This window comes from Paenibacillus sp. 2TAB26 (assembly GCF_052115145.1).
Classification (GTDB): Bacteria; Bacillota; Bacilli; order Paenibacillales; family Paenibacillaceae; genus Pristimantibacillus.
On the sequence record NZ_JBFRGC010000012.1, the window covers coordinates 120,358 to 145,244 of the forward strand.

A 24,887-nucleotide genomic window follows, 5' to 3' on the forward strand; every position below is an offset into this window, starting at 1 on the left:
AATATGAATAATTGAATATCGTGCTTATGCATTTTCGAGTGCCAGATTAAATTATGAATGTTGTGTCTGAATATGCTCTTGATTAGCATGACAGTATGGGGAAATCAATCGTATATGGAGGTCGTTGGATGAGCGTGATATCAGGCAAGGAACCCCCCGTTTCACATGCATCGCAAAGCTGGGATGCCAGCACTCGGTCACTGAATTACGATTATAACGGCAGTCGCTTACTGTCGATGAGCATTCCAGAGGGGATAAAGCCTTATTATCGGGAAGTATCAAACGGCAATATCCAAAGCAGCCCATTGATCCAGCAGCTCTACTTGGCATTGGATAAACCAGCTGCGGTCAAAGTCATCGTTTATTTGAGTAAAGAAGCGATAAACATGAGGCCGAATCGTGCTGTAAGAGGGCAAGCCATACTTGGACAGGTCGGCAAACCGCTGCTCTCTGGGGTTAATGGCTTGTACGATGTTCTACAGGATTTGTTGATCGATTGGCACGGAGCAGGATGGAGGTGGACAAAATCGCGCTTAGAGCAGAACGAAGATGGGAACTGGCAAGCTGAACTCGAAATAGAAGGGGGCTTACGGCCTTGGATCGTCAATTTACGAATGCATTATTATCGGATGCATCTTCACTACGAGTACCATAAGCCTTGGCAATGGCGTCCGCAATTGCAGCCGATTACCGGCTGGAGTTCATGGGAGGCATTCGCACAACAGGTAACCGGGGAGGATATTGAACGTACGGCTTCATTTTTGGAAACGCACTTCAAGCCTTATGGTCTGACTCACATGCAGATTGATGACGGGTTTCAGCGTGAGGCTATTCCGCCAGAGAGAGATGGCATCGTTGCTGACGCTTGGCTATCGACGAACGCACGCTTTCCTGATGGACACAAGGGTATAATTTCCAGCATCGTGGGGAGAGATTTTCAGGCGGGCATATGGACGAGCGCGATGGTCACGAATCCTGAGTTCGTCGCTGCACATCGCGACCGTTTCGAGCGGGATATCAACGGCGATCCGCTATATGGACAATGGATTGAATACGTGATCAAGGCAGTGCCAGAAACGCTTGCAGAGCAGGTTGCGCCACTCTACAAGGGATTGAAGGAAATAGGCTACAGCTATTTCAAAACAGATCAAATTCGTCACTATCTATACGAAGGTTTGCACAAGGCTGTCCATGAAGGATGTATTACGAGCGAAGAGGCATCTCGCAGCTTGCGAGCTTATCTCCAATGTGCGCGAGAGCAGCTCGGGGAGGATGCATATTTTCTAGCATGCTGGGGCGTGTTAACAGAAGCGGTCGGAATCGTCGATGCTTGTAGAATTGCAGGGGATTCCAATGCGAGCTGGACAGCGATTTGCAAGCAAATGGTGGAGACAGCAAGGTGGTATCACACGCAGCGAATTTTGTTCTTGAACGATCCTGATTACGTTTGCGTGCGAACAGAGAAAGACTGGGGGCAAACGCTTCTATCGCTCGTATCGCTAACAGGCGGCTTGATGATTATTAGCGATGATACAGACCTGTACGATAGCGAAAGGATTCGCTCCATTCAGCGCTGCATCCCTTCGCTGCCGACGATGACAGGTGAAACCGGCCCACTTGATATGACTTTTCCATTGGACTTAACTTTTCCGCAGCAAAATGCTAGTCAGACGAGGGAAGAGTATGCGTATGCGATATTGGGTTTGAACGACGAGATGCGGGAATCGTATGTGACGGCATCGCTCTGGGCCATTCATTTCGACCTTCCATTTCGCCGCTGGTGCGTAGCTGGCCGATTCGCGATTGTTCCGCTAACTGAGGTTAAACTGGAGCTTGAAGCATTGGCCTTGGATCCGAGTGACGCATATCATGCATTCGATTTCTGGAAGCAAAGCTATATGGGCAAGTTTTCTGTAGCGATCGCGTTAGATCCATTAGAGCTTGGGGCTTGCCAAATTGTCGGGTTATGTAAAGCCGAAAACCGACCACAATTAATCGGTTCTTCCCGCCACGTTAGCATGGATGCGGTTAGCGTGCTCGACGAATGCTGGGACAATAACTGCTTGCGGCTCGAGCTGTGCGGAGCGAGAGGCATGACAGAGCACTACTGGATAAAGGTACCGGCTTCGTACACGCTTGAGGAGCATTCCGGGATCGGACTCGCGATTGCGATAGATGACAGCGCTTGCGAAGAAGGCTGGTTGTTGACATTGTGCATCCGTTTCGAGGCAGAGAGTGGAAAAGTTTTTCTTAGCTTCAAAACATGATGCGGATTAGACCATCGTTGTCCTGTTAAGGCAATCAATTGCAAAGAAGGTTTGGGTATGTTGTGGATCGCTGTATCGTTGGTTCTCGTGTCAGGCACAATGAATGCTCTATGGAATCTATTCACTAAGAAAAGTAAGCATAAGCAAGCTTATCTCTCCCTCATTGTCATTGCGGCGAACGTGCTGCTTATTCCCTTATTACTGACACAATTGGTGAGCAGGAGCTATCCGCCGGAGGTTTATGTTTTATTGTTGCTGTCCATGACAGCACAAGCGACCTATGCATGGATGTTATCCAAAGTGTACGCGTTAGGTGATTTGTCGCAGGTTTATCCGATTCAGCGTGGTACGGGAGTGCTGCTTATTCCTTTGATTAGCGTCATATTTATGGGCGAGCGATTATCTTTATGGGGATGGATTGGAGTCAGTATTATATTTATCGGCATATTGGGACTAAGTGAATGGAAGAGGGTCCCCTCAGCAGGTCAGGCTTTCCAGATGAAGCCTATATTGACCGCTGTGGGAGTAGGGTTATGTATTACTTCTTATGTGCTCATTGATAAAATGACTTTGCAATACGTATCTCCTTTGATTCTGATTTCGGTTTCCAACTTTGGTTTTATGCTAGGAAATAGTCGAACGATGCTGAACGTACAAGTGTTAACGGGCGAGTGGCGAAGAAATAAACGAATGATCCTGCTCGGATCAATCCTGATGCCGGGCTCATATTTCTTGTTTCTCGTTGCGATGGAATTAGCACCGGTGTCCCACCTGGCTCCGATTAGGGAAGTGGGTACGGTCATGGCTACTTTGCTGGGAATATGGATACTAAAAGAAAAAAGCGGGTTCAGAAGACTTGTGACAGCTTCTGCGATAACAGCCGGTATTATTGTAGTTGGAATGAGCGGATAACAAATAAAGGAGATGATTAACGTGAAGGAATTAACGAAGAGAGTAATTGTTATCGGCTTGGATGGCGCCGGAAATATGATCGATCAAGCACGTACTCCGAATATCGATCAAGCATTGGACGGCGGATTTATTACTTACGCTGCCCAAACAGTGATTCCGACCATTAGCGGGGAGTGTTGGGGATCTATGTTTCATGGGGTAAAGCCTGAGCTGCATGGCTTGACGAACGAAAGAGCCGAGAAGAGCAAGTATCCAGCCGATTCGCCTTATCCTTCTTTTATGAGACTCGTCAAGGAAGCCGATCCGTCTGCTGTAATCGCCTCGTTCAGCGCATGGAAGCCGATTAATGACGGAATTATTGAAGAGGGGGTTGCTACGTATATTGCAAACGTCCATGCTGATAAGCATCTGGTTCGAGAAGTAGCCGGCTTTACCGAAAAGCATTCGGACTTCAAGGTCATGTTCATCCAATTCGACGGAATCGATGGGGCGGGACATAACTTCGGTTATGGGTCGCCGCTATACTTGGAAGTCATTGAAGAGACGGACGAATTGGTGGGTAACATTCTTTATCTTCTTCGGAATAAGGACTTGTTGGAGGAATGCCTAATTATATTTCTCGCGGATCATGGCGGGGGCGGCGAGGATCCGTTGAATCACGGCAGCGATCATCCGAAGGATGTGACAATTTTCTGGGGCTGCGCAGGCCCGAACGTATCCACCCCTACCGAGGCGAGGCCGATTCGCATAGAAGATACTGCTGCTGTCGTCGTTAAAGCGCTCGGTTTAGAGGCACCGAACACCTGGTCAGGCCAAGTTCCCGCAGGCTTGTTCAAGGAGGCAGTCGAGTGAACCGCCTTAATCAGGACATAGAAATTCCAGTGTATTTCCGTTCAGAGCTTTCGGCAGTGGCCCAAAAGGCAACAAAAGATCAGGGAGATGCGATCGTACGATTGCTCTTCTATACGGATCCGCATCATATGTCGGGAGGCAATCAGCTTCAAGCGGCCGCGGCCATCAGGGGATTGGCGCAATTGCTTCCACTGGATGCGATCGTGTGCGGCGGAGATTTCAGTGAGAACGGCCCGAAAGAGGAGGTCGTGCAATCGCAAAGAGAAATTCTTAATACGCTTCGTGTACCGGAGTGTCCCACGTTACCGGTCAAAGGCAACCATGACGATAATTCCATACATGATTTCTATCGAAAAACCGGAAGTGTAGAGCATGTGATCTGTCCTATTGAATCTTACGAGAATTGGCTTAAACCGTTGGAAGGCACGGTAACATTCGATAAAGGGAACGAATGCGGCCTCTATTACTACTATGATATCCCGGACAAAAAAACGAGGATCGCAATGTTGAACAGCATCGATATTGTCTACAAAATAAAAGCGGACGGGATGCTGCAGCAAAACGGGCAATGGGAATACGCCTTCTCGGACAGGCAGGTCGATTGGTTCGAACATAGGGTGTTCGATTTTACCAGTGTACCGGAAAGCGAAAACTGGAAAGTTGTCATTTTCTCGCATCTGCCTATTATTCAACGTGGGGTTAAAGGGTACGTCGACGGAGAAGTTGAGAACGGTGAGAAGATTTGGAAAATCATCAAAACAAACCGTAAACACGTCGTCGCTTGCCTGTTCGGACACGTTCATATCGATCAGGTGCTGTATCATGACGGTATCCCGATGATATCTACGCTTAACGCGGTCAGCTACAGAAATTATGACGAAAGCCCCGAAAGGACGGTCGGTACGGTGACTGAGACGGCGTTCGATCTCATCAGCATTGATTACGCGAAGGGCGAATTGCGCCTTACCCGGTTCGGAGCGGGAGTAGACAGGATCATAACCTTCGAAACATAAAAGCTCGGCAGTGCCGGAGCAAAGCAGCAGGGAGGCCGTTCAAAGCAGCGGCCTCCTTACTAGTATCGTGTTCTGTTTATTTCTATTCCTGCTGTAACCTGACATGCTGCGTGGGCGTCGTCCCGGATATTTTCTTGAAATGCCGGATGAACGTTCCAGCATTCGAGTATCCGACTTGTTCCGCGATATCCTTCATGGTCATATTCGGATGAGATTGGATAAGCCGGATTGCAGCTTGGATGCGAACAAGGTGCATGTAGTAGTTTAAGTTATAGCCGGAGTGCTTCTTAAAGTATGTCGATAAATACACGTGAGTGATAGCCAGATGATCGGCAATTAGCGTTAACGATAAGTCCGGATTAGCATAATGCTTGTCAATATATTGGTTGATCTGCTCCAGAAGAGGCGTAATCGGCAGGGCGGATCGCTTAGCCACGAGAAAATATCCCTCTTGGATCTGCCGGAATAAATACTGGAGATGGTACGTATGCGAAAATGCCGGCGGAACGTCCCACACCTCTTCGACGCTGATCTTCTTACTGTTCATGATGACAAGCAGCAGGTCGTGGAGGTAACGAAGCATGTTCCGGAACTGTTCAAATGTTAAATTTTTGAACGTCTTTTGTATCGTTTTATCGAAAAATTGCTGTAGCGTTTCTGTATTTCCTTTGAGGGTATAGTTGACAAGTTCTTGCTCCTTATCGATGGACAAGTGGATGACCGCCGCTTGATCGCTGTTCCGATCTTGATAGAGAATGACGCTCTTTAAATGGGCTAGATTGGGGACATGCTTGTCAATTGCGTCAGTCGATTCACGAAGCGCTTTGCCGATGTCCTCTAGTCGCGTATGAACGGAGCTGATACCGCAAAATACAAGCATATTGTCTACCGGATCAGGACAGCTATCAAAGACGCGGGAAACAAGAGCTTCCAATGCGTTCGTGTCGGAGCAGCTTGTGATAAATATAGATTTATCGCTATGGGCATGCAGTCGAATGTACGGTCGGGATTGACTTAACGCCGCTTCCAGTAAGGGAGCATACAAGGTAACGGATTGGCCTTGGCTGTTTTCTTCAATGACGGTGAGTATGGCGTAGGAATCATACTTCACGGACAGCATTCGGTTTATGTGAGGCTTCATCGTATAATTCTCGTCCGTTGACAGCCGAAGCAGCGCGTTATGCTCCAAGATGTCGGCTTGCTCCGTGATCTCCTGTTTCATGGAGACTGTGGCGGAATTTAGTTCCTTGAACGTATCCGAGAGAATCGCAAATTCATTTYTCGTAGCAGGGCCCGTCGTCCATTGATTGAATGTTCTCGCCATGAGCCTTAGCGGCCTGAACATGGACCAGTTGACGAACAGAAATCCCAAATTAACGGCGAAGAAAAGGGCAAACAAGACGAAGGTGTACCCGTTGGCCTTTTTAAGCTTTTCCTGCATCTGGCTTTCCGAGAACAAAACGGTGTAAGTGAATAATGGATCTGTTTGAGAAATAGGCGTATATTTATTTCCATTAATGATAAGCGGACCTTTTAGCACAGGAAGCCGTTGCTCGGCGATTGCTGGATCAAGTGTCGCTGTACTTACAAAAAGTTGATTTTCCCTATCGCTTATCACGATAACATTATCAAGCAACATAGTCTGATTGTTCAGATAAGCGAGCAGCTCGGCTTTGGCGATTTGTACGAATATATAGCCTTCCGGGAATAGCCGATATGAGAACACGATAGTATTGCGGAAATTATACAGTTGCTCCAATTCGTTTTGCAGCAGACAACGGCAGGTTTCACCACCGTTTTTAACATCCAGATTCTTATAGAAGACGCTCAAACTACGGGTTCCGTCACTGCTGATCACCAAGTCCTGATTCGGGAAGTAAGTGGAGATTTGCGCCCGGAACGGAAGCTGCAGATTCGATTGCGTTATTTTGTTTTTGTATGCCATTAACGTGGGGTAATAAGACCGTGAATTTTTGGGATTGTTGGACAGGAGCTTCGTATCCAAGCTAACGCTGAAATTATAAATCATGTTGCGAATCTCCAACCATTCACCAGACAAGTCCCCGGACAATTGCTTCAGGAAGCCTTCATTCGTTCGCACAACTTGTTCCTTGACGTTTGTTTTCAAATACGAGTAGTTGAACCCAAGCAGCGTTGTGAGCAGAATGATAAAAATCATGTTGACGATGAGCAGCTTAAACAGAACGCTGCTTCTGTGATATCGAGTGGAAACAGTTCGGAATAATCTGTTCAAGTTGTAAACCTCCCTTTTTTCTGTCTATAAGGTAGATCGGTTTCTAATCTTTATTTTGTAACCGCTTGCATAAAGCGGGTTGCGCTTTCCATCATTATAAGGGGATAATTCTTGGCTGTCATGCGCAGCTGAAATATTGAACAGCACATTAATAAATGACATTCCCATATTTCGTATGCAGGAGCGATTTTCGTTCTTTCACATACAATCGATTTTCGATCGAAATGAAATTATTCAAACGATATTAATAGTTGATAATTGCTTAAAATTCATCATCTCCCGTATGCTGAGGTCACCAAGAACGATGTGGGCTTGGTGAGATGATCAGCTGCATTTCGAAAGGGCTTACATTTTATTGACATTATGTATATGTGTACTGGAGGGGTGAAATTTGCAGAATCAACAGCTTGCGCATAATCTGCAACTCAGAAAAAAACAAAGCTTTCTGCGAAAATGTTGGAAGCAGCGCTACTTGATCCTAATGGTGCTGCCTGGATTTCTGGTTATTCTAGTTTTCAAGTATTTACCCATGTATGGAATTACAATCGCCTTCAAAAGTTATGACGCATCGTTGGGCTTTTTGAGAAGTCCTTGGGTCGGCTTCGACCATTTTAAGGCGTTTTTTGATAGTCCAATGAGTTGGAGGATTACTAAAAACTCGCTATTGCTTGCTTTTTATTCTTTGATTTTCGGTTTTCCGGCTCCAATCCTATTCGCTTTATTATTGAATGAACTTCGCAATAAATTTTTTAAGCGGGCTGTGCAAACGATTACTTATTTCCCGCATTTTCTATCCGCGGTAATCGTTGTCGGCTTCGTTCATGAATTTACTTCAGTAGAGGGGATCGTCAATAAAATTCTGTTTTGGTTTGGGGCGGAACCAAAGACGCTGCTGTATATATCGGAAGCTTTCCGGCCGATTTACATTAGTGCGGGTATATGGCAGGAATTGGGTTATGGAGCCATCATCTATTTGGCAGCGCTTACTGGTGTCGATCCGGCGCAACACGAAGCAGCGGTCATAGACGGCGCGAATCGTTGGCAGAGACTGAGATACGTCACATGGCCGGCAATTATTCCCGCGACAGCGGTCATGCTCATTCTGAAGCTAGGAAGTATTCTAAGCACGGATTTTCAAAAAGTGCTTCTCATGTACAATCCGAAAATTTACGAAACGGCGGACGTTATCGAAACTTACGTCTATCGGGTAGGCGTGCAAGGCGGACAGTTTGAATATGGCACCGCGGTCGGTTTGATGCTCTCCGTGATYAGTCTTGTTTTAATTGTATTTGCGAATTACTTTTCCAAGAAAGTATCTGAAAACAGTTTATGGTAAGGGGGGGGATACATTGAAAGTATATAATGAAGGGCTTGGGTCTAAAGCTTTCGATATTATTAATTACACGATTATGATCGTGCTATGTATTGTTATGCTTTATCCGCTATTAAATACGTTTGCTGTTTCGATTAGCGATCCCACCTTAGTTGCTCAGGGCAAGATTACTTGGTATCCGCGAGGATTTGACTTTAACAGCTACAAATTCATTTTACAGGATAAAAACATCTTGAATGCTTATATGAATACGATTGAGTTCTTAGTCATCGGCACTTTTCTTCAATTGCTGCTGACCTCCTTATTCGCCTACCCGTTAGCAATCAACGAATTCGTATTTCGTAAACCGTTGGTCTTTTACGTGATCATAACGATGGTATTTAGTGGGGGACTTATTCCGCACTTCCTTCTTATCAGGGATTTACATTTGTTCAATACGATATGGGCGATCGTGCTGCCAGTTGCAATGAGCGCATTCAATATCATCATTTTCCGTACTTTCTTCCAAGATATCCCCAAGGAGTTGCGGGAATCCGCTTACCTTGATGGAGCGAATGATCTCGGCATTCTGTTTCGCATATATATGCCATTATCCAAGCCGCTGCTGGCGACATTTGCGCTATTCGGTGCAGTCATGTTCTGGAACATGTGGTTTGAACCAATGATCTTTCTCAATGACGAAAGCAGTCATCCCATCCAGTTGCTCTTGCGCAGGATGGTAATCGAACTGAAGGATGATACGAGTTCAGGCGGGTTGCAACGATTCCTCGAGACGTACAATCTGAATACCAAAAACATTAGGATGGCGTCTATCATCGTCACGATATTACCGATTCTGTTCGTCTACCCGCTATTGCAGAAGCATTTTGTGTCCGGAATGATGATCGGTTCGGTGAAAGGCTAACAGCGGTTGATCTGAAATTAAACATAGATTAACAAATACTATTCATGGAGGGGTTATGCTTTGAAGAAAAAAATGGTTCTAGTGCTTAGTTTTCTGCTCGTTGCGACACTCGTGTTTGCTGGCTGCAGCAAAGGAGACAACAAACCGTCAGAGCAAACAAACAACAGCAATTCCGGTGAGACATCCAAGCCATCCGAACCGGCTGAGGAAACGATCAAGATTAACGCTTACATGTCCAGCTTCGGGGACGATCCGAAGGATACCGAGCTCTATAAGCTCTGGAAGGAAAAGATGGAAGCACATATCGGCAAAAAGCTTGATATTAAATGGATCTATGTGAACAGTGACGACTATCCGGAGAAAATAAAATTGACGCTGGCCAGCGGCGATACACCGGACATTATGTCGGGTGTGAAGGATGCCGAGGTCATGTTCCAATTCGGCAACCAAGGGTCCCTCTTGGACATTGCGCCTTACCTGGACGAGTACGCTCCAAACTATAAAGCTTATTTGGAGTCTACAAAGTTCTCGGACAAGAGTATGTATACACCGGAAGGCAAAATGTTTTTCTTCGGGGATGGATTCCGGAACGATACGGGGTTAGCGGGTTCCGCATACCCAGCGTTATACCGGTTCGATGTTTTCCAAAAACATAATATCAAAGTTCCGGAAAACTGGGATGAATTCTACGATGCGGCCGTTAAGCTAAAAGAGCTGTATCCGGATTCCTATCCGGTCAATTCGCAGGAATGGCCAAAATTCATAGACGCGTTAGCTCTCTCGAACCATACGAAAAGCGATATTTACTGGAACGGCGAGAAATACGTATACGGACCGACTGAGGAGTCTTTCAAAGAAGGTTTAATGTATATTCGCAAATTGTACGACGAGAAGCTGCTCGATCCCGAGTTCCTGAGCCAGTCTCAAGATCAATTGAAGGCGAAAGTAACGACCGGCAAGTCCTTCATGCTTCCGTTGGCGTGGGCAGGTTGGTGGGAGCAATATTCCGTTCCGGACCAAGGCGTCTCATGGGGAGCAGCGGTCAATCCGAAAAACGAAAAGTACGGCGATCAGTGGGTGTTGGGGCCGGCCCTCTTGGGTCATACCATCTATGCCAACTACGGCGTCATGGTCTCCAAAAACACGAAATATCCGGAACTTATCGTCAAGATGCTCGATTATCAGTATTCGGATGAAATGATTGATTTGATGCATTGGGGCGTTGAAGGGAAAACCTACCAAGTGGTCGAAGGTAAAAAGGAATTCATCAACAAAAACGGAGACTGGCAAGAGAAGAAAGACTTAAATGGTGATGGTACAACGCGTCAAGGTTTCGTCTTCGCCCCGCAAAATTATTCTACTGACTATATCGCTTATAAAAAAGTGCAATTTTTCGCCAAGGGTCAGTTCGAGGAGATGCGTCCTCAAGAGGGAATGGGCAAATTCACAAGTTCGGAAACGGCCATTGCTCCGTATGAACAAGCACCGGTCGTTCGTCTGAGCAAAGATGACGAAGCGAAGAAAGCACAAATCATGACCGCGGTACAAACGTATTTGGACGAAAATATTTATAAATTCCTGCTTGGCGAGAGAAATCTCTCCGAATGGGATGCATTTAAGAAGGAGCTTTCGGATATTGGCGATTATCAATCGATCGTGGATATGATGAACGCTCAAGTATCCAAGTAAAAAGAAATGCGAAGCCTGACAGCGTCGATGTGTGGCGCTGTCAGGTTTCTTCATTACAGAAAGGAAGAGGCCAGGATGACTAACTCAATAGATACTAATGAAGCGTGGAGAACCATTCCGGGGGATTATTACGATTGGCAAGCAACGATGCAGCCGGAGAGCCCTTACAATTTCGATTATAGTCAGACGCTGACGATGAAGCTGGGCATGGCGATTCCGGACGGTAAAGGCGGGTCGAAGGTGTTTTGTACGTTTGAACAGGCACTTCGATATATTGTGGACATCGATCGACTTACCAGAGGCATTCCGAAAATCATTTATTTGGTCGGATGGCAGTATAATGGTCACGATGACAGATACCCTGCCTGGGATGAGGTGAATGTCCATTTGAAGAGGCCGCAGGATTCGACTGCAAGGGACAGCTATTTGTGGTTGGCGGAAGCAGCCAAACGTTATAACACAACAGTTAGCGTTCATGTCAATATGACGGACGCCTACGATAATAGCCCGCATTGGGATCTTTACATGGAGCATGATCTGATTTCGCGTAACGAAGATGGTTCTTTGCTGCAAATCGGTAACTATAATAATATGGCTGCCTATCAAATTTTTTATAAGAAGGAATGGGAGAGCGGGATAATCGTCCAGCGAATCGAGAAGTTGATCTCGCTGTTGGAGCTTGATAAGGCCGGCACGGTACACCTGGACGCTTATTTTCCGAGAGCGAATGTTTTCCGAGGCGTCTCCCAGGAGGAGGAGTCCTCCTACATGCGCCGGACGATCCGCTATTTCCGAAGTCGCGGGATTGATGTGACAAGCGAAAACTTCGCCCATCATCGCAACGATCCGTTCATCGGATTGCAACCGTGGTGCTGGTGGTTTGATCAGAACCAGGAGAAGCATTTTCTGGAGAGACCCGCCAAGCTGCTGAGCGGAGCTGCTATTCGAGATTACTCTATACCGGGCATTCCGCGCAGACATGATCTGGAGTTCTTGTTCGGCGCGGGCGTGCATGGCGAGGATATATTCTGGGATCAAGGCAACGAAGTTTCACGCGAGGATTGGCACGATATCTTCATGGAGCAGATCTGTACAAGAATGCTTCAATACCAGTATTTGAACTCGCTTGATCGCATTCGGATAGAGGGCGAGGGCGATAACAGGGTCGTTCATTATTCGGAAGGGCATTCCGTTCATCTAGCGGATCACTCCGTTCGTCGAGACAGCAAGCCGCTGCGTGTAGGAGATGACGTGCTGTTCCCTGCTTTATGGCAAGGGGGGCCGGAGTTAATCGCATTCAGCAAGAGTGGTTACTCGAAGAAGGCTTGGTCGCTTCCGCCTGATTGGAACGAAGTAGCTGCCGTTGATATCTACCGAATTACGGCTGAAGGATTATCGGAAGCGCAACTTGGTCAACGAATTGTGGGAGGATTGCTGGAGCTTTCTCTAGCGCCGGGAATGGCGATATCAATCATTCCATCGCAGCAATAAATAGAGAATGAGCGGACGAAGGAGACGAGGGGGCGCTCATTGCAGCTTCGACAATTGATTCGTTGGCGTTCAAGCGCTGTTTGTCGTAGGAAATCGGTGTAGTGAAAAGTCGATCATACTGGGAGATGAAGCATGCGAGGACAAGCAAATAAGATAGAAAACGATCCAGCGCCCCGTCTGTTTCGGGCAACTGATTATGGAGCGATACCGGATTCTGGCGAGGATGCGACTAGGGACATACAAGCTATGATCGATGCCGCTTCGGCCGAGGATGGGCCGACAGTGATCGAATTTCCGCCAGGACGATATGATTTGTATGCTAATAACGCTAGCAAAGAACCTTACTACGTCTCAAATACGGCTAGCGAAAAGGAGCATCCAAATCCCATCAAAACGATAGGCCTCTGGTTCAAAGGGGCAAAACGAATTCATGTGGAAGGGAACGGCTCGCGACTGCTGTTTCACGGGAAGATGACGCCGATCGTCATGGACGGCTGCGTCGACGTGGAAATACGGAACCTGACGATCGATTTCGCCCGGCCGACTATATCTGAAATGCGAATCGTCGCGATCTTCGAAAACTATTGGGAGGTGGAGGTTCATCCGGATTCTTATTATTTGTTGATGGATGATAAGCTTTATTGGACTGATGAAGATTGGTCTTACCGCGGGGGCCCTGCCCAGGAATTTGACCCGGTGAGCAACCGGACCTGGAGAGTTTCCAACCCGATCACGTTGGCTAGCCATGTCGAACAGATGGAGCTCGGCAAGCTTCGGATTTGGTTTGTATCGCCTGCTCCAATCACGAAGGTTGGTCATGTATTTCAAATGCGCGACGGCATTCGGGATCAGGTTGGTGCTCTGATCGTTGGCTGCCGGAATATTACCTGGCGTCATGTCTGGATGCAATATATGCATGGGCTTGGGATCGTCGGGCAATTCAGCGAAAACTTGACTTTGGAGGGCTTGCGATTGGCGCCGGATCCTTCCCATGGACGAACAGCGGCGGCGTTCGCCGATTTTGTTCATCTTTCCGGGATGAAAGGAAAAATATCGATCAACGATTGCTTATTCGAGGGTGCGCACGATGATGCCATCAATATTCACGGTACCCATCTAAGAATCATTGGCGCAGAGGACGAGAGACGCATTCGCGTGCGGTTTATGCATCCGCAAAGCTACGGTTTCCGTGCGTTCCATCCGGGCGATGAGATTGATATTATTTCCGCTAGCACGTTGATACCTTATGCTACCCGTCATGTCGTCGACATCAAGCAGCATAGTCTGCGTGAAGCCGAACTGACGCTGGATGCACCGGTACCGAGAATGATCGGGGACGAGGATGTCATCGAGAATGTCACATGGACGCCCGAAGTATCCATATGCGGAAATGTCTTCAAGAGAATACCGACTCGTGGAATTCTAGTGACAACGCGCCGTAAAGTGACCATCGAGAATAATTTGTTCGAGAAGCTGCATATGAGCGCGATTCTCATCGCCGACGATGCGATAAGCTGGTATGAGTCGGGGATGGTTCACGATGTCCAGATAAGGGGAAATCAGTTTGTCGCTTGTGGTAACGGTAATCAGCCGGTCATTCTGATACAACCGGAGAATACGGTTGTATCAGTGGATGCACCCGTGCACAGCAACGTTGTGATTAGTAATAACCGCTTTGAATTGGACGGTTCCCCATTATTGGATGCGAAGAGCACAAACGACTTAATTGTTGCGGATAACCAGATCTCAAGGAACGGCGATATGGGCGGAGAATACGCTGATTCGCAAGAAATCATCCGCTTAAGGGCATGCAGCGGAGTTGAAATTCGCGGGAATACAATAGCAGACAAGGCAGTCGCAATCGTAAAGACGATATCAATGAAGGCAGAGCACCTTGCGATCGATGAGGGGCAAGCAGCTATTATTCGGAGGGATCACGAGGATGAAATCTAAAGTGAAAATCGGCTTAATCGGGCTTAGTGGACGGGGAACGGGGCTTTTGGAAATCATATTGCTGAAAATGGAGGACGTGGAAGTCGTCGCCGTCTGTGACTTGCACGAGGATCGTAGCGAACAGGCAGCTGATCTTATTGAAAAGGCAGGCTGCAGTCGACCTTTTGAAACTGCTGACTATAAGGAAGTTCTGAATAAAGAGGCAGTTGACGTCATCATGATCTGCACACCTTGGTCCACCCATATCCCTATCGCAATTGAAGCGATGGAGAAAGGGAAGTATGTCGCTTGCGAGGTCGGAGGAGCTTATTCCATGCAGGAATGCTGGAAGCTGGTAGAAGCTTATGAGCGAACGAGAGTTCCATGCATGATGCTGGAGAATTGCTGCTATGGCCGCGATGAGCTCATGGTATTAAATATGGTAAAGCGAGGCATTCTCGGAGAAATCGTCCATTGCTCAGGAGGTTATCTTCACGACCTGCGTTATGAAATCGCTAATGGCAAAGAAAACCGTCATTATCGACTGAACGAATATATTCATAGAAACTGCGATAATTATCCCACTCACGAGCTAGGTCCCATCGCCAGAATACTAGATATCAATAGAGGAAATCGTATGGTATCGCTTGTGTCTCTCGCCTCAAAGGCGGAAGGCATGCAGGAATACATCACAAGCAAGAGGAAGGATAGCGAGCTTGCTCGTACCCGGTTTAAGCAAGGCGATATCGTAACGACTATCATCCAGTGCGCTCGCGGAGAAACGATTACACTCACATTGGATACTACATTGCCTAGATATTATTCAAGAGGTTTTACGGTAAGGGGAACAAAAGGAATGTATATGGAGGAGAACCATTCTTTATTCATAGATGGACAGCATAACCAATATGAATCGAATTGGAAGACGCAATGGGGGAACGTCGAGCACCTTCGCGAGCAATATGAACATCCGCTGTGGGAGAGTTATTTGCAGGAAGGAGTTAAAGGAGGCCATGACGGTATGGATTGGCTTGTCTTCCGGGATTTCATCGAGAGTTTCAGGAACAAGGCGCAAACGCCGATTGATGTATATGATATGGCTTCGTGGATGAGTATATCCTCATTAACCGAGGATTCGATTGCCATGGGCGGGCAGCCGGTAGCGATCCCAGACTTCACGAACGGGAAATGGATCGGCAAGTGACAAGTTCTCGATAGACTATCGCTTTGATGACAACGCGTCGCTGGATGAAGAGATTAACCGAAGAGGACAAAAGGTAGATTAGGAGGAACAACCGACGGCAGACATTCGAGCTGCCGTCGGTTTCATGTGAAAGGGAATTTTTAGCTGGTAACAGTGAAGATAACCGTTTGCTTAGGTCCCTTGTTTCCTATCTTGTCTATCGCATACACTTCGATCTCGTAGGTTTGGATCGGTGCCTCATACGGAATTGGATAAGACCATGTGAACGATCCATCTTCTTCGCGTTTCATTGCATCGTAAATCCCGTAATCGGAAATTCTTACGATCGATTTGTCGATCTTGACGCTATCCCCGAGATTGCCGTACTCCACTTTAAGTTTTGCCCAATCTCCGCGTTTTCCTTCATTCGGCGTAAAGATAGCTTTCAATTCGTACATTTCATGCATGAATATCAACTCCTTTTAATTTGTGCTGACTAGTCAGTATTATCATATTCCCAACAATAGGCTTTGTCAAACGATTATATCCATCATTGCTTCGAATATTAAGAAATGAGAACGACCTAAAAATCTAACTATATCTCTCCATATTGAACTGGAATCTAAAGAATCGGAGGAGGAGCGTGACGCTTGTCTCGAACGTCGATCAGACAGTCGATTTTGAGTAAGAGGCGGAGAAGTGAGTAAGTTGAAGTTGCTTGCAGGTGAACGCTGGAAGATGGACAACAAGCCATGTTCGGAACTCTATTGGCCTTCTGGTCAGCAACCGGTTTCGATTTCTAAATATCTGACTACGAGATTAATATTTGAATAAGGCAGTTCGACGGATTTGGACAATGATCTTAAAAAATGCCCGTTGTTCAGGTAGGATTCCAAAATTATGATGGAAGTGAAAATTAATTCAAGCGCTCGAATCCAGTGCAACAGCTCGGATGGGTTGGAAAGACGCATACTCGGGGAGTGAAACAATGAAATACTTACTAGATGTCGGCAATCAACGAAAGCCAGTATTGATCGAAGGTCATCTAAAAATGGGAGGCACCAATCCGGCGGGAGAGGAAATCAACGTGAATAGCTTGCATCTCACCCGCGGAGGAAAGCCGTGGCTGCCGGTTATGGGGGAGTTTCATTTCTCCAGGTTTCCTCATGGACAGTGGGAGGAAGAGCTGCTTAAGATGAAAGCGGGTGGCATCCAGATCGTCGCTACTTATATATTCTGGATCTATCATGAAGAAACAGAAGGTCGCTTCGATTGGTCGGGAGACAAGGATCTTAGGACATTCGTGCAGCTCTGTCAGAAGAACGAATTGGAGGTTCTTGTTCGCATAGGCCCATGGGCGCATGGCGAATGCCGTAATGGAGGCTTTCCGGATTGGATCTATGGAAGATGCGCGTTACGGACAAACGATGATGACTATTTGTGGTATGTTAGAAGGTTTTACGGGGAAATTGCTAAGCAGATCGAAGGGCTGTCCTTCCAAGATGGCGGCTCGATCGTCGGTATGCAATTCGACAACGAGTTGACGGATAACCCCGAGCATTTGCGAACCTTAAAGAGTATCGCGCGAGAATTGGGCATGAAAGCTCCTTTATATACGGTTACAGGTTGGGGAGGCCCAGGTGGAGCACGGATTCCGAAGGACGAAATGCTGCCGCTATTCGGAGGTTATCCGGATCATCCTTGGGAAAAGCATACAAACCAACTGCCTCCAGGACCGCATTATTTCTTCCATTCAGTACGCAACGATCCGAGCATCGGCAGCGATCTGTTCGGCGAGAAAGCCGTTGATATTAAAGATTTGGAAGACATCGAACGTTATCCCGATGGCTCTTGCGAGCTTGGGGGCGGCGTGCAAATTACCTATCATCGGCGTCCTATCATACAGGCGGACGACGTTGGCGCGATGGCGATGATTAAGATAGCTAACGGGTGCAATCTGCTGGGCTATTATATGTATCATGGAGGAACCCAGCCGCTCGGAGAACTTTCAACGATGCAAGAATCCAATTCACAAGGCAATCAGTTGCCCGTACGGAGCTACGATTTCCAGGCGCCGCTCGGAGAGTTTGGCGGAATCAGGGATTCTTATAGAAAACTAAAGCGGCTTCATTTATTTCTACACGATTTCGGAGATAGGCTTGCGCCCATGGCTGTGGTTTTTCCGCAAGTTCGGCCTTCGTCCTTGGAGGATAACGAGACGGTACGCGTCGTAGCGCGAGCGCAAGGAGATAGCGGCTTCCTGTTCTTCAACAACTACCAGAGACTGACGGAGATGAAAGACAAGGATGACGTACAGGTTGAATTGCGGTTGCCCGGAGGTGAGCTGAACGTTCCTGCAAATGGATTTACGCTTAAGAAGGACGGTTACTTCTTCTGGCCATTCCATATGGATATGGACGGTGTACGTTTGAAATATGCGACCGCACAGTTGTTATGTAGGCTTCGCGGAGATGGGGAGACGCTGTATGTATTCTTCGAGGTTTCTGGCGTGCGCCCCGAATTCGCCTTCGAATCGGATACCGTTTCCGATGTCGAATTGAAAGAGGGAACTTTGGTTCGGCAGGATGGTACGCTCGCCATTTCCGATCTGAAACCGGGATCTGGCTGCGAATTCGCTGTTCGCTCTGTTGCCAGTCATGTCGTTAAGGTGCTGACAATAACCGAAGAGCAGTCGCTGCATTTGTGGAAGGGCCGGGCATTTGGAGGTGAACGGTTAATTCTATGCGAAGGAAACGTCGTGTTTAAGGAGAAAGGATTGCGCATTAGCGGTACTGAAGCCGACCGGATGGCATTTGCTGTTTATCCTCCTGTTAAACATAGCATCACTTGTCAGGGCGTACCGTTGGAGTCCTCACAAGACAAAGAGGGGATATTCCAGGTGTTCAAGCCGATCCTGCAAACTCGTGAAGTCGAATTCTCATGGAAGCGGATCCGTGATTCTTCGCTAAACGGAGATTTCTTCAAATATTTATTCGAAGATAAGGGGCAAGAAGGAACAGCTCCTGAATGGGAGATTCGTATAGATGCTTCGGCATTCAATGAAGCGAGCGAAATCACGTTGATCGTCGATTTCGTAGGAGACGTAGCACAAGCCTATATTGCCGGACAATGCGTCGCAGATCAGTTCTATAACGGCGTCCCTTGGAAAATAGGCTTAAAGAGATTTCGTGATCAATTGGCGAGCCATTCGATTGTTCTGAAAATTTCTCCTCTATTAAAGGAGAGAGACATCTACATGCCATCCAGACAACTGGAAGATCGCCAGCCAGAGATTTTGGCGCTTTCTGCGGAAGCGGAGTATGCAATTAGCTTAGACAATGACAATCGGAGGGTTTAAAGGATCTGAATGATACGAATGTGGGTCAGCTTATAAAGAATGTGCAGATAACTTAGCTCCATACGTTTCGGTAAGTCAAGCAAGCGCAGGCTAATAAGGGAAGCTTTGAACATGGGATGCTGCTTGTCCGATACGGCGAACCAAACGAATAGCCCAACTGAAGCAAATTCCAAATCCCCTAATAACTTAGGGGTTTGGGATTTTTATGTTGTATTTACAGCACCTTAATATCGGATACCTAAGTGCTTATAAATGATCCGTATTCATTTAATGAAAACGTTTTATAATTAAGACTATAGAAAGGAGGCAAACATGAAAACGAGTTCACATGCTGTTACATGAACCTCTCTGACCAGTCCTTTACCAGACATACTCAGCAGACGTTTCAGAAAGCAGATCAGGTTTCAAATGTTTGTGTGGCTAGGGCATTTTATAAAGTATTTAAACAATATGTTGGCGTAACCCCCGGCAGTTATCGGGAAACAACGAAGAGGAGTGAACGTGAATGAACATGTATTTTGACAAGCCGGCAGATGTATGGACAGAGGCGCTGCCTGTTGGGAATGGGCATCTAGGGGCGATGATTTTCGGCGGTGTGGAAAGAGAACGATTACAACTAAATGAGGACACGCTTTGGTCAGGTCCTCCTAAGGGAGATAATAATCCGAATTCATTAGCGGTGTTGCCCGAAGTTAGGAAGCTGCTGCAAGAAGAGCGATATGAAGAAGCAGACGAGTTAGCGAAGTCTATGTTGGGCCCCTATACACAATCCTACTTGCCATTAGGAGATCTCATACTCGATTTTTATCATGGAGATCTAGCCACCGAATACAAACGAAGCCTTGATTTGGCGACTGCTATTGCCCGTGTTGAGTTTAAGGTGGGAAATAACCGTATCATTCGTGAGACGTTCTGTTCTTACCCAGATAAAATACTTGTAATGAGATTAACTGCCAGCGAAGCTTCGTCGCTTAACTTCTCTGCTAGGATGCAGAGTCCGCTAAAATATCGAATTTCTGTGCGTGATGATAGTCTCGTCATGAATGGCCGCTGTCCGAATCATGTGGATCCAAGCTATTATTGTACCGATAACCCAATCGTATATAAAGAAGAAGCGGAAAGTGAGGCTATTCGCTTTGAGGCGGGGTTAACCGCAACAGCGGATGGAGGATTAATAGAGCTGGATGATAGCGGTCTGCATGTCAGTAAAGCTTCTTCGGTTATGCTTATATGGACTGCTGCATCTAGCTTTAACGGTTATGATAAGTCGCCTACTCATGAGGGGAAGAATCCGTCCGAGGAGGTAACAAGACGATTATCGCTAGCGGCAGATCAGTCCTACGATGTGCTGAAGGATAAACATCTTGCCGACTACAAGCCTTTGTTTGATCGTGTCCAATTGCAATTAGCTCCGGCTTCATCGGCACATGAATCAGAGATACCAATAAATGATCGGATTAGGATGCACGGGGCTGATGATCATGGACTCATAGAGCTATTGTTCCAATATGGACGATATTTGCTTATTGCCAGCTCTCGGAAAGGAAGTCAGCCGGCTAATCTTCAAGGTATATGGAACCGAGAAACGAGGGCGCCGTGGAGCAGCAATTGGACGCTGAATATTAATGCGCAAATGAATTATTGGCTTGCAGAGTCCTGCGGATTGCCCGATTGTCACGACCCATTATTCGATTTGATTGACAGTTTGAAAATTAAAGGAAGTGAGACAGCCAAGGTGCATTACGGCATAAGAGGCTGGACAGCTCATCAAAATACTGATATTTGGGCACAAACAGCTCCTGTAGGCGACTATGGGCATGGCGATCCAGTCTGGGCACTATGGCCGATGGCGGGAGCATGGCTATGCAGTCATTTATGGGAGCATTATTTATTTGGCGGTAGTCTCCTATTTCTTAAAGAGCGTGCATATCCGATTATGAAGCAGGCGGCTCTGTTCATAAGTGATTATTTAACGGAGGATCATCAAGGCTCGTTAGTTACATCTCCTTCCACTTCTCCCGAGCATAAATTCAAAAATCCTGCGAATGGCAGCTTGGTTGGTGTGTCGACGGCAAGCGCTATGGATATGGAACTTATTTGGGAGCTGTTTACAAACTGCGTTGAAGCTGCAGAAGTGCTGCAGGTGGATGAGGAGTGGCAGAAGGAGCTGCTCAGCAAGAGAGATAAGTTAGCTCCGCTTCGAATCGGAAGAGGAGGCAGACTCCAAGAATGGTCTGTTGATTTCGATGAAGAGGATCCCCATCACCGCCATGTTTCACATTTATATGGCGTTTATCCGGGCAGTCAATTTACGAAAGATCACGATAGTGACTTGTTCAAGGCAGCTCGCCGCTCTTTAGAAATTCGGGGTGATGAAGGAACAGGTTGGAGTCTCGCATGGAAAGTTGGACTATGGGCACGCTTTGGCGAAGGCAACCGTTCTCGTAAATTAATTAGTCATTTGCTGCGAATTGTTGATGAGAGGGACCCAGATAGAGGGCATGCTGGAGGAGTTTACCCGAATCTTTTTGATGCTCACCCTCCATTTCAGATTGATGGAAACTTTGGGGTAACGGCTGGCATTGCTGAAATGCTGCTGCAGTCACATGCAGGGAAGCTGCAACTGCTGCCGGCTTTGCCGGATACTTGGCAGACGGGAAGCGTAACAGGCTTGCGTGCGCGCGGCGGATTCGAGATAGGGATCGAATGGGCAAGCGGTAGGCTTTCGCAGGCCAAGCTTGTTTCAAAGCTAGGACGCAATTGTACGATAGATGCTGAAGTAGAAGTTGAAGCTATCAATAATGGAGTAGTTATAGCTAAGTCGGATCAGCATATTAAGGAAATTTCTTTTCCTACAGTTGCAGGTGAGCAGTATATAATTAGACCAATTTCTGCTTTGTGATATCAAGCTTAATGATCAGACAATTTCCGGACTTTTTATGTAAAAGGATTTCGCAAGAAAATGGATAGGAATAGCAAGTTAATCATTTAATCTTCTAAATAGGATGAAAAACATCCCGCCCCCTTGCATTTGAGGGTTGCCGAGCACAAACGAGTCACGATTTGAATAAAAAACATTGATGAGCAGGTGCTACGGTAACCTGCTCTATTTATTGAGATAATGGAAGCTAATATGAGGCAGCGTACGTGCCTTTTTCACGAAAATGTACGATCTCATGAGTGACTTTTTTAACATTTGATGCCCATTCCAGAAATTGCAGATAGGAAGTAGAAATATACGAGGGCGGTTTTAGCTTTTGACGATTTATTAAAGTTCCATTTTTTTATATAAAGGAGGGAGAGTGTGCTCGGCAAATGGGAGAACACTTAGATCTGAATGCTGGAGTGGGTTCGTGCCGGGTGACGAGGGGGAGTAAAGCTGGTTTCGCCGAGATGAATGATACGCTACTAAGGGATTATCTGCTGGAGCGCAACCGTTTCATGCCAGGGGATACATTGCGCGGACGGAAGCGGTGACGGTACTGCTGGGAATATTGAACTTTTGGGAGTTGAACTGAATATGAAAGCTTTAATTATTTCGGATATTCACAGCAACGTCTATGCATTGGAATCGATCCGCAAAGCAGAACCCGACTGTGACTTAATCTATTGCGCGGGAGATCTCGTAGACTACGGTCCTTTCCCGCGGGAAGTTATCGAATGGGTGCATAAGAACGATGCAATTTGCGTTCGCGGCAACCACGACGACATTATTATTGACCTATACCGAAACGGCAATAGAGGTCATGATGTGGCGGAGGATAGTATCAAGTGGGCACATTGCAATGCAAGGCTGCTCGGTGAAGCGGAAATTTCCTTCCTAGAAAGCATACCAGTCTACCGCACATTCGAAATGGATGGCTATCGTTATACGATGCAGCATCTGTACGACAACTATTTGACGATTGACAGCTTGCCCAAGTACGACGCTTTCTGGGAGGAACGCAGTGGCGAGACAACAGAGGACACAGGAGATCGCCGCATTATTTTCGGACATACACATCGCAGATGCATTCATTATTTGAGCGACGCCAGATTGTGGCTGAATCCGGGAAGCGTGTCCTACCGCCGTCGCGACGATCCGTCGAAAGAAGCGCACTATTTCACGATTACCGATGGCAATATTGCAATGAGAAGTCTTGTCTATGACCGCACGCCTCTGCTTGAAGCAGCACAAAAGTTGCTGTTGAAGGAAGAAGAGATGAAGGTTGCCTACTTTTTTTTCGGTTAAGCGGGCTGGTAAACAGGCAACTGCAAAGGGGACGTATCCACGATTTGATATCGGGATACGTCCTTTCTCATGTTTTGTCCACCGGCAGGTTGCGATTTACAGGTTGCAAGGCGATTATTTTCGCTATTTTTGAGCCTCAGTTTACTTTTTTATGATTGTTTCATTTTTTTACACTATGGCATGGGAAACGTATCTTTCATAATAGAAGTTGTGAAGTTGCTGATATGATCCTGCAGAGGCTGCGGATCATATCAGCCTATTTAATAGGAAGCAGGTGGGAAGATGACTACTATTTATTGGGTATCGAGCAGCGACGAGTTGGCGGCAGCCATGGGCCGGGCAGAACCTGGTTCCACGATCTTGTTGGCAGACGGCGTTTATGAGCGGAATGAAGACTATATCATTGAAGGCAAAGTGGGATCGGACACCGCCATATTAAGCATTCGCGCTGTCAATAAAGGAAAAGCGACGATAGCTGGCGAATCAAGTATACGCATCTTGAACTCTGCTTATGTAGAGGTATGGGGGCTGCTATTCCAGGTCGAGCAGCGCGAATCTATCATTTTGGACGGTTCGCGGCATGTGAGGATTGCGCGGAATAGATTTGAGCCGCGACAGGTTGGGGCGGAGTATAGCCTGTTGTCTGTGGTGGGAAGCGGCAGTGGCTGGAACCGGATCGAACGCAACGAGTTCGGGCCAAAGGCCGACCTTGGACCGCTCGTCATTTTTGATGGCGACGGGGAACAAATTTCACAGCATGATGTTATCGAATATAATTATTTTCATCATATAGGCCCACGAGTCGTCAACGGGCTTGAAGCGATCCGGCTCGGCTTGTCCGGAATCTCTCTCTCGAACGGTTATATTACGATTCAACACAATCTGTTTGAAAATTGCGACGGAGAGCCCGAGATCATTTCGGTCAAAAGCTGCTATAATACAATTCGGTACAACACATTCCAAAGCTCCGCCGGCCAAGTGACTGCGCGGCACGGACATGGAAACCGTTTTCATCACAATGTGTTTATCGGTGATGGCATGAAGGAAGAGATGGGCGGGTTTCGCATTTACGGCAACGACCATCACATTTTTGATAATTATATGGAAAACTTAACGTTGGATGCGCTGCTCATTGACGGCGGTAACTACGATGGGGGTCCGGATGGCTATCCGGAGGCGCTGACGCAGCAGGAACTGAGGAAACATTGGCGAGTTTATCGCGCGCATGTCGTGAATAATACGATTGTTAATTGTCGTCATGGCATTACGCTGGGCAAGCGGATTCCTTATGCGCCTGAGAATTGTGTAATCGCTTACAACCGTGTATGCGGCAAGGAGCAACCGACCATATATGAATACCGGCCGTCTCCGGCGGTATGTATCAACAATCAGAAAGCGGAAGTCGAGGATATTCGTTGTCCGGCCATTCTAACAAGAATTGACGTCGGTCCCGACTCCGACTAAAGCT

General features: G+C 46.9%; 17 protein-coding genes. 14 read left to right on the forward strand and 3 right to left on the reverse strand.

Features of this window, described 5'->3' with window-relative positions:
• The first annotated feature begins 128 nt into the window (after positions 1-128).
• From AB4Z50_RS15555 to AB4Z50_RS15570, 4 genes are read left to right on the forward strand one after another with little or no spacing between them, the layout of a single operon-like run.
• Positions 129-2,267, forward strand: a complete 2,139-nt coding sequence (locus tag AB4Z50_RS15555) for a hypothetical protein (RefSeq protein ID WP_441880391.1) — start codon at positions 129-131, stop codon at positions 2,265-2,267.
• A gap of 57 nt (positions 2,268-2,324) precedes the next feature.
• Positions 2,325-3,179 carry an EamA family transporter gene (locus AB4Z50_RS15560; RefSeq protein WP_441880393.1) on the forward strand — a complete coding sequence of 285 codons (855 nt, stop codon included), beginning with the start codon at positions 2,325-2,327 and terminating at the stop codon, positions 3,177-3,179.
• 21 nt (positions 3,180-3,200) lie between these two features.
• Positions 3,201-4,031 carry an alkaline phosphatase family protein gene (locus AB4Z50_RS15565; protein ID WP_441880395.1) on the forward strand — a complete coding sequence of 277 codons (831 nt, stop codon included), beginning with the start codon at positions 3,201-3,203 and terminating at the stop codon, positions 4,029-4,031.
• Positions 4,028-5,044, forward strand: coding sequence for a metallophosphoesterase family protein (locus AB4Z50_RS15570; protein WP_441880397.1), 1,017 nt, complete (start codon positions 4,028-4,030; stop codon positions 5,042-5,044). The genes AB4Z50_RS15565 and AB4Z50_RS15570 overlap by 4 nt, the downstream gene beginning before the upstream one ends.
• A gap of 82 nt (positions 5,045-5,126) precedes the next feature.
• Here the strand turns inward: AB4Z50_RS15570 and AB4Z50_RS15575 are convergent, their stop codons facing one another.
• Entirely contained in the window at positions 5,127-7,298 is a 2,172-nt protein-coding gene (locus tag AB4Z50_RS15575) for a helix-turn-helix domain-containing protein (protein ID WP_441880399.1), read from the reverse strand.
• A gap of 24 nt (positions 7,299-7,322) precedes the next feature.
• Complete coding sequence (locus AB4Z50_RS15580; protein ID WP_441880401.1) at positions 7,323-7,460, reverse strand: hypothetical protein; 138 nt, start codon at positions 7,458-7,460, stop codon at positions 7,323-7,325.
• A gap of 229 nt (positions 7,461-7,689) precedes the next feature.
• Here AB4Z50_RS15580 and AB4Z50_RS15585 point away from each other — a divergent pair, with 229 nt between their 5' ends.
• From AB4Z50_RS15585 to AB4Z50_RS15610, 6 genes are all read left to right on the forward strand, one after another.
• The gene (locus AB4Z50_RS15585; protein ID WP_441880403.1) at positions 7,690-8,634 is read left to right on the forward strand and encodes an ABC transporter permease; all 945 of its coding nucleotides are present in this window, start codon (positions 7,690-7,692) and stop codon (positions 8,632-8,634) included.
• A gap of 13 nt (positions 8,635-8,647) precedes the next feature.
• Positions 8,648-9,535, forward strand: coding sequence for a carbohydrate ABC transporter permease (locus AB4Z50_RS15590; RefSeq protein WP_441880405.1), 888 nt, complete (start codon positions 8,648-8,650; stop codon positions 9,533-9,535).
• 60 nt (positions 9,536-9,595) lie between these two features.
• Positions 9,596-11,224: an extracellular solute-binding protein gene (locus tag AB4Z50_RS15595; RefSeq protein ID WP_441880407.1), complete on the forward strand. Its 1,629-nt coding sequence runs from the start codon at positions 9,596-9,598 to the stop codon at positions 11,222-11,224.
• A gap of 75 nt (positions 11,225-11,299) precedes the next feature.
• The gene (locus AB4Z50_RS15600) at positions 11,300-12,715 is read left to right on the forward strand and encodes an endo-alpha-N-acetylgalactosaminidase family protein (RefSeq protein WP_441880409.1); all 1,416 of its coding nucleotides are present in this window, start codon (positions 11,300-11,302) and stop codon (positions 12,713-12,715) included.
• A 132-nt stretch (positions 12,716-12,847) separates the two neighbouring features.
• Positions 12,848-14,668 (forward strand): alpha-1,3-galactosidase-related protein, encoded by a 1,821-nt coding sequence (locus AB4Z50_RS15605; RefSeq protein WP_441880411.1) that lies wholly within the window; start codon positions 12,848-12,850, stop codon positions 14,666-14,668.
• Positions 14,658-15,851: a Gfo/Idh/MocA family protein gene (locus tag AB4Z50_RS15610; protein WP_441880413.1), complete on the forward strand. Its 1,194-nt coding sequence runs from the start codon at positions 14,658-14,660 to the stop codon at positions 15,849-15,851. The genes AB4Z50_RS15605 and AB4Z50_RS15610 overlap by 11 nt, the downstream gene beginning before the upstream one ends.
• 140 nt (positions 15,852-15,991) lie before the next feature.
• On the opposite strand, the gene AB4Z50_RS15615 is transcribed toward AB4Z50_RS15610, so the two are convergent.
• Positions 15,992-16,297, reverse strand: coding sequence for a hypothetical protein (locus AB4Z50_RS15615; protein WP_441880415.1), 306 nt, complete (start codon positions 16,295-16,297; stop codon positions 15,992-15,994).
• A 521-nt stretch (positions 16,298-16,818) separates the two neighbouring features.
• Between AB4Z50_RS15615 and AB4Z50_RS15620 the strand changes: the two genes are divergently transcribed.
• The 4 genes from AB4Z50_RS15620 to AB4Z50_RS15635 all read left to right on the forward strand — a co-directional run bounded on the left by AB4Z50_RS15620 (position 16,819) and on the right by AB4Z50_RS15635 (position 24,883).
• On the forward strand, positions 16,819-19,188 hold the full coding sequence (locus AB4Z50_RS15620; RefSeq protein ID WP_441880417.1) for a beta-galactosidase: 2,370 nt from the start codon (positions 16,819-16,821) through the stop codon (positions 19,186-19,188).
• Positions 19,189-19,693: 505 nt separating this feature from the next.
• On the forward strand, positions 19,694-22,090 hold the full coding sequence (locus AB4Z50_RS15625; protein ID WP_441880419.1) for a glycoside hydrolase family 95 protein: 2,397 nt from the start codon (positions 19,694-19,696) through the stop codon (positions 22,088-22,090).
• 618 nt (positions 22,091-22,708) lie between these two features.
• Complete coding sequence (locus tag AB4Z50_RS15630; RefSeq protein ID WP_441880421.1) at positions 22,709-23,419, forward strand: metallophosphoesterase family protein; 711 nt, start codon at positions 22,709-22,711, stop codon at positions 23,417-23,419.
• A 282-nt stretch (positions 23,420-23,701) separates the two neighbouring features.
• The gene (locus AB4Z50_RS15635) at positions 23,702-24,883 is read left to right on the forward strand and encodes a polysaccharide lyase 6 family protein (protein ID WP_441880423.1); all 1,182 of its coding nucleotides are present in this window, start codon (positions 23,702-23,704) and stop codon (positions 24,881-24,883) included.
• Positions 24,884-24,887 lie beyond the last annotated feature (4 nt).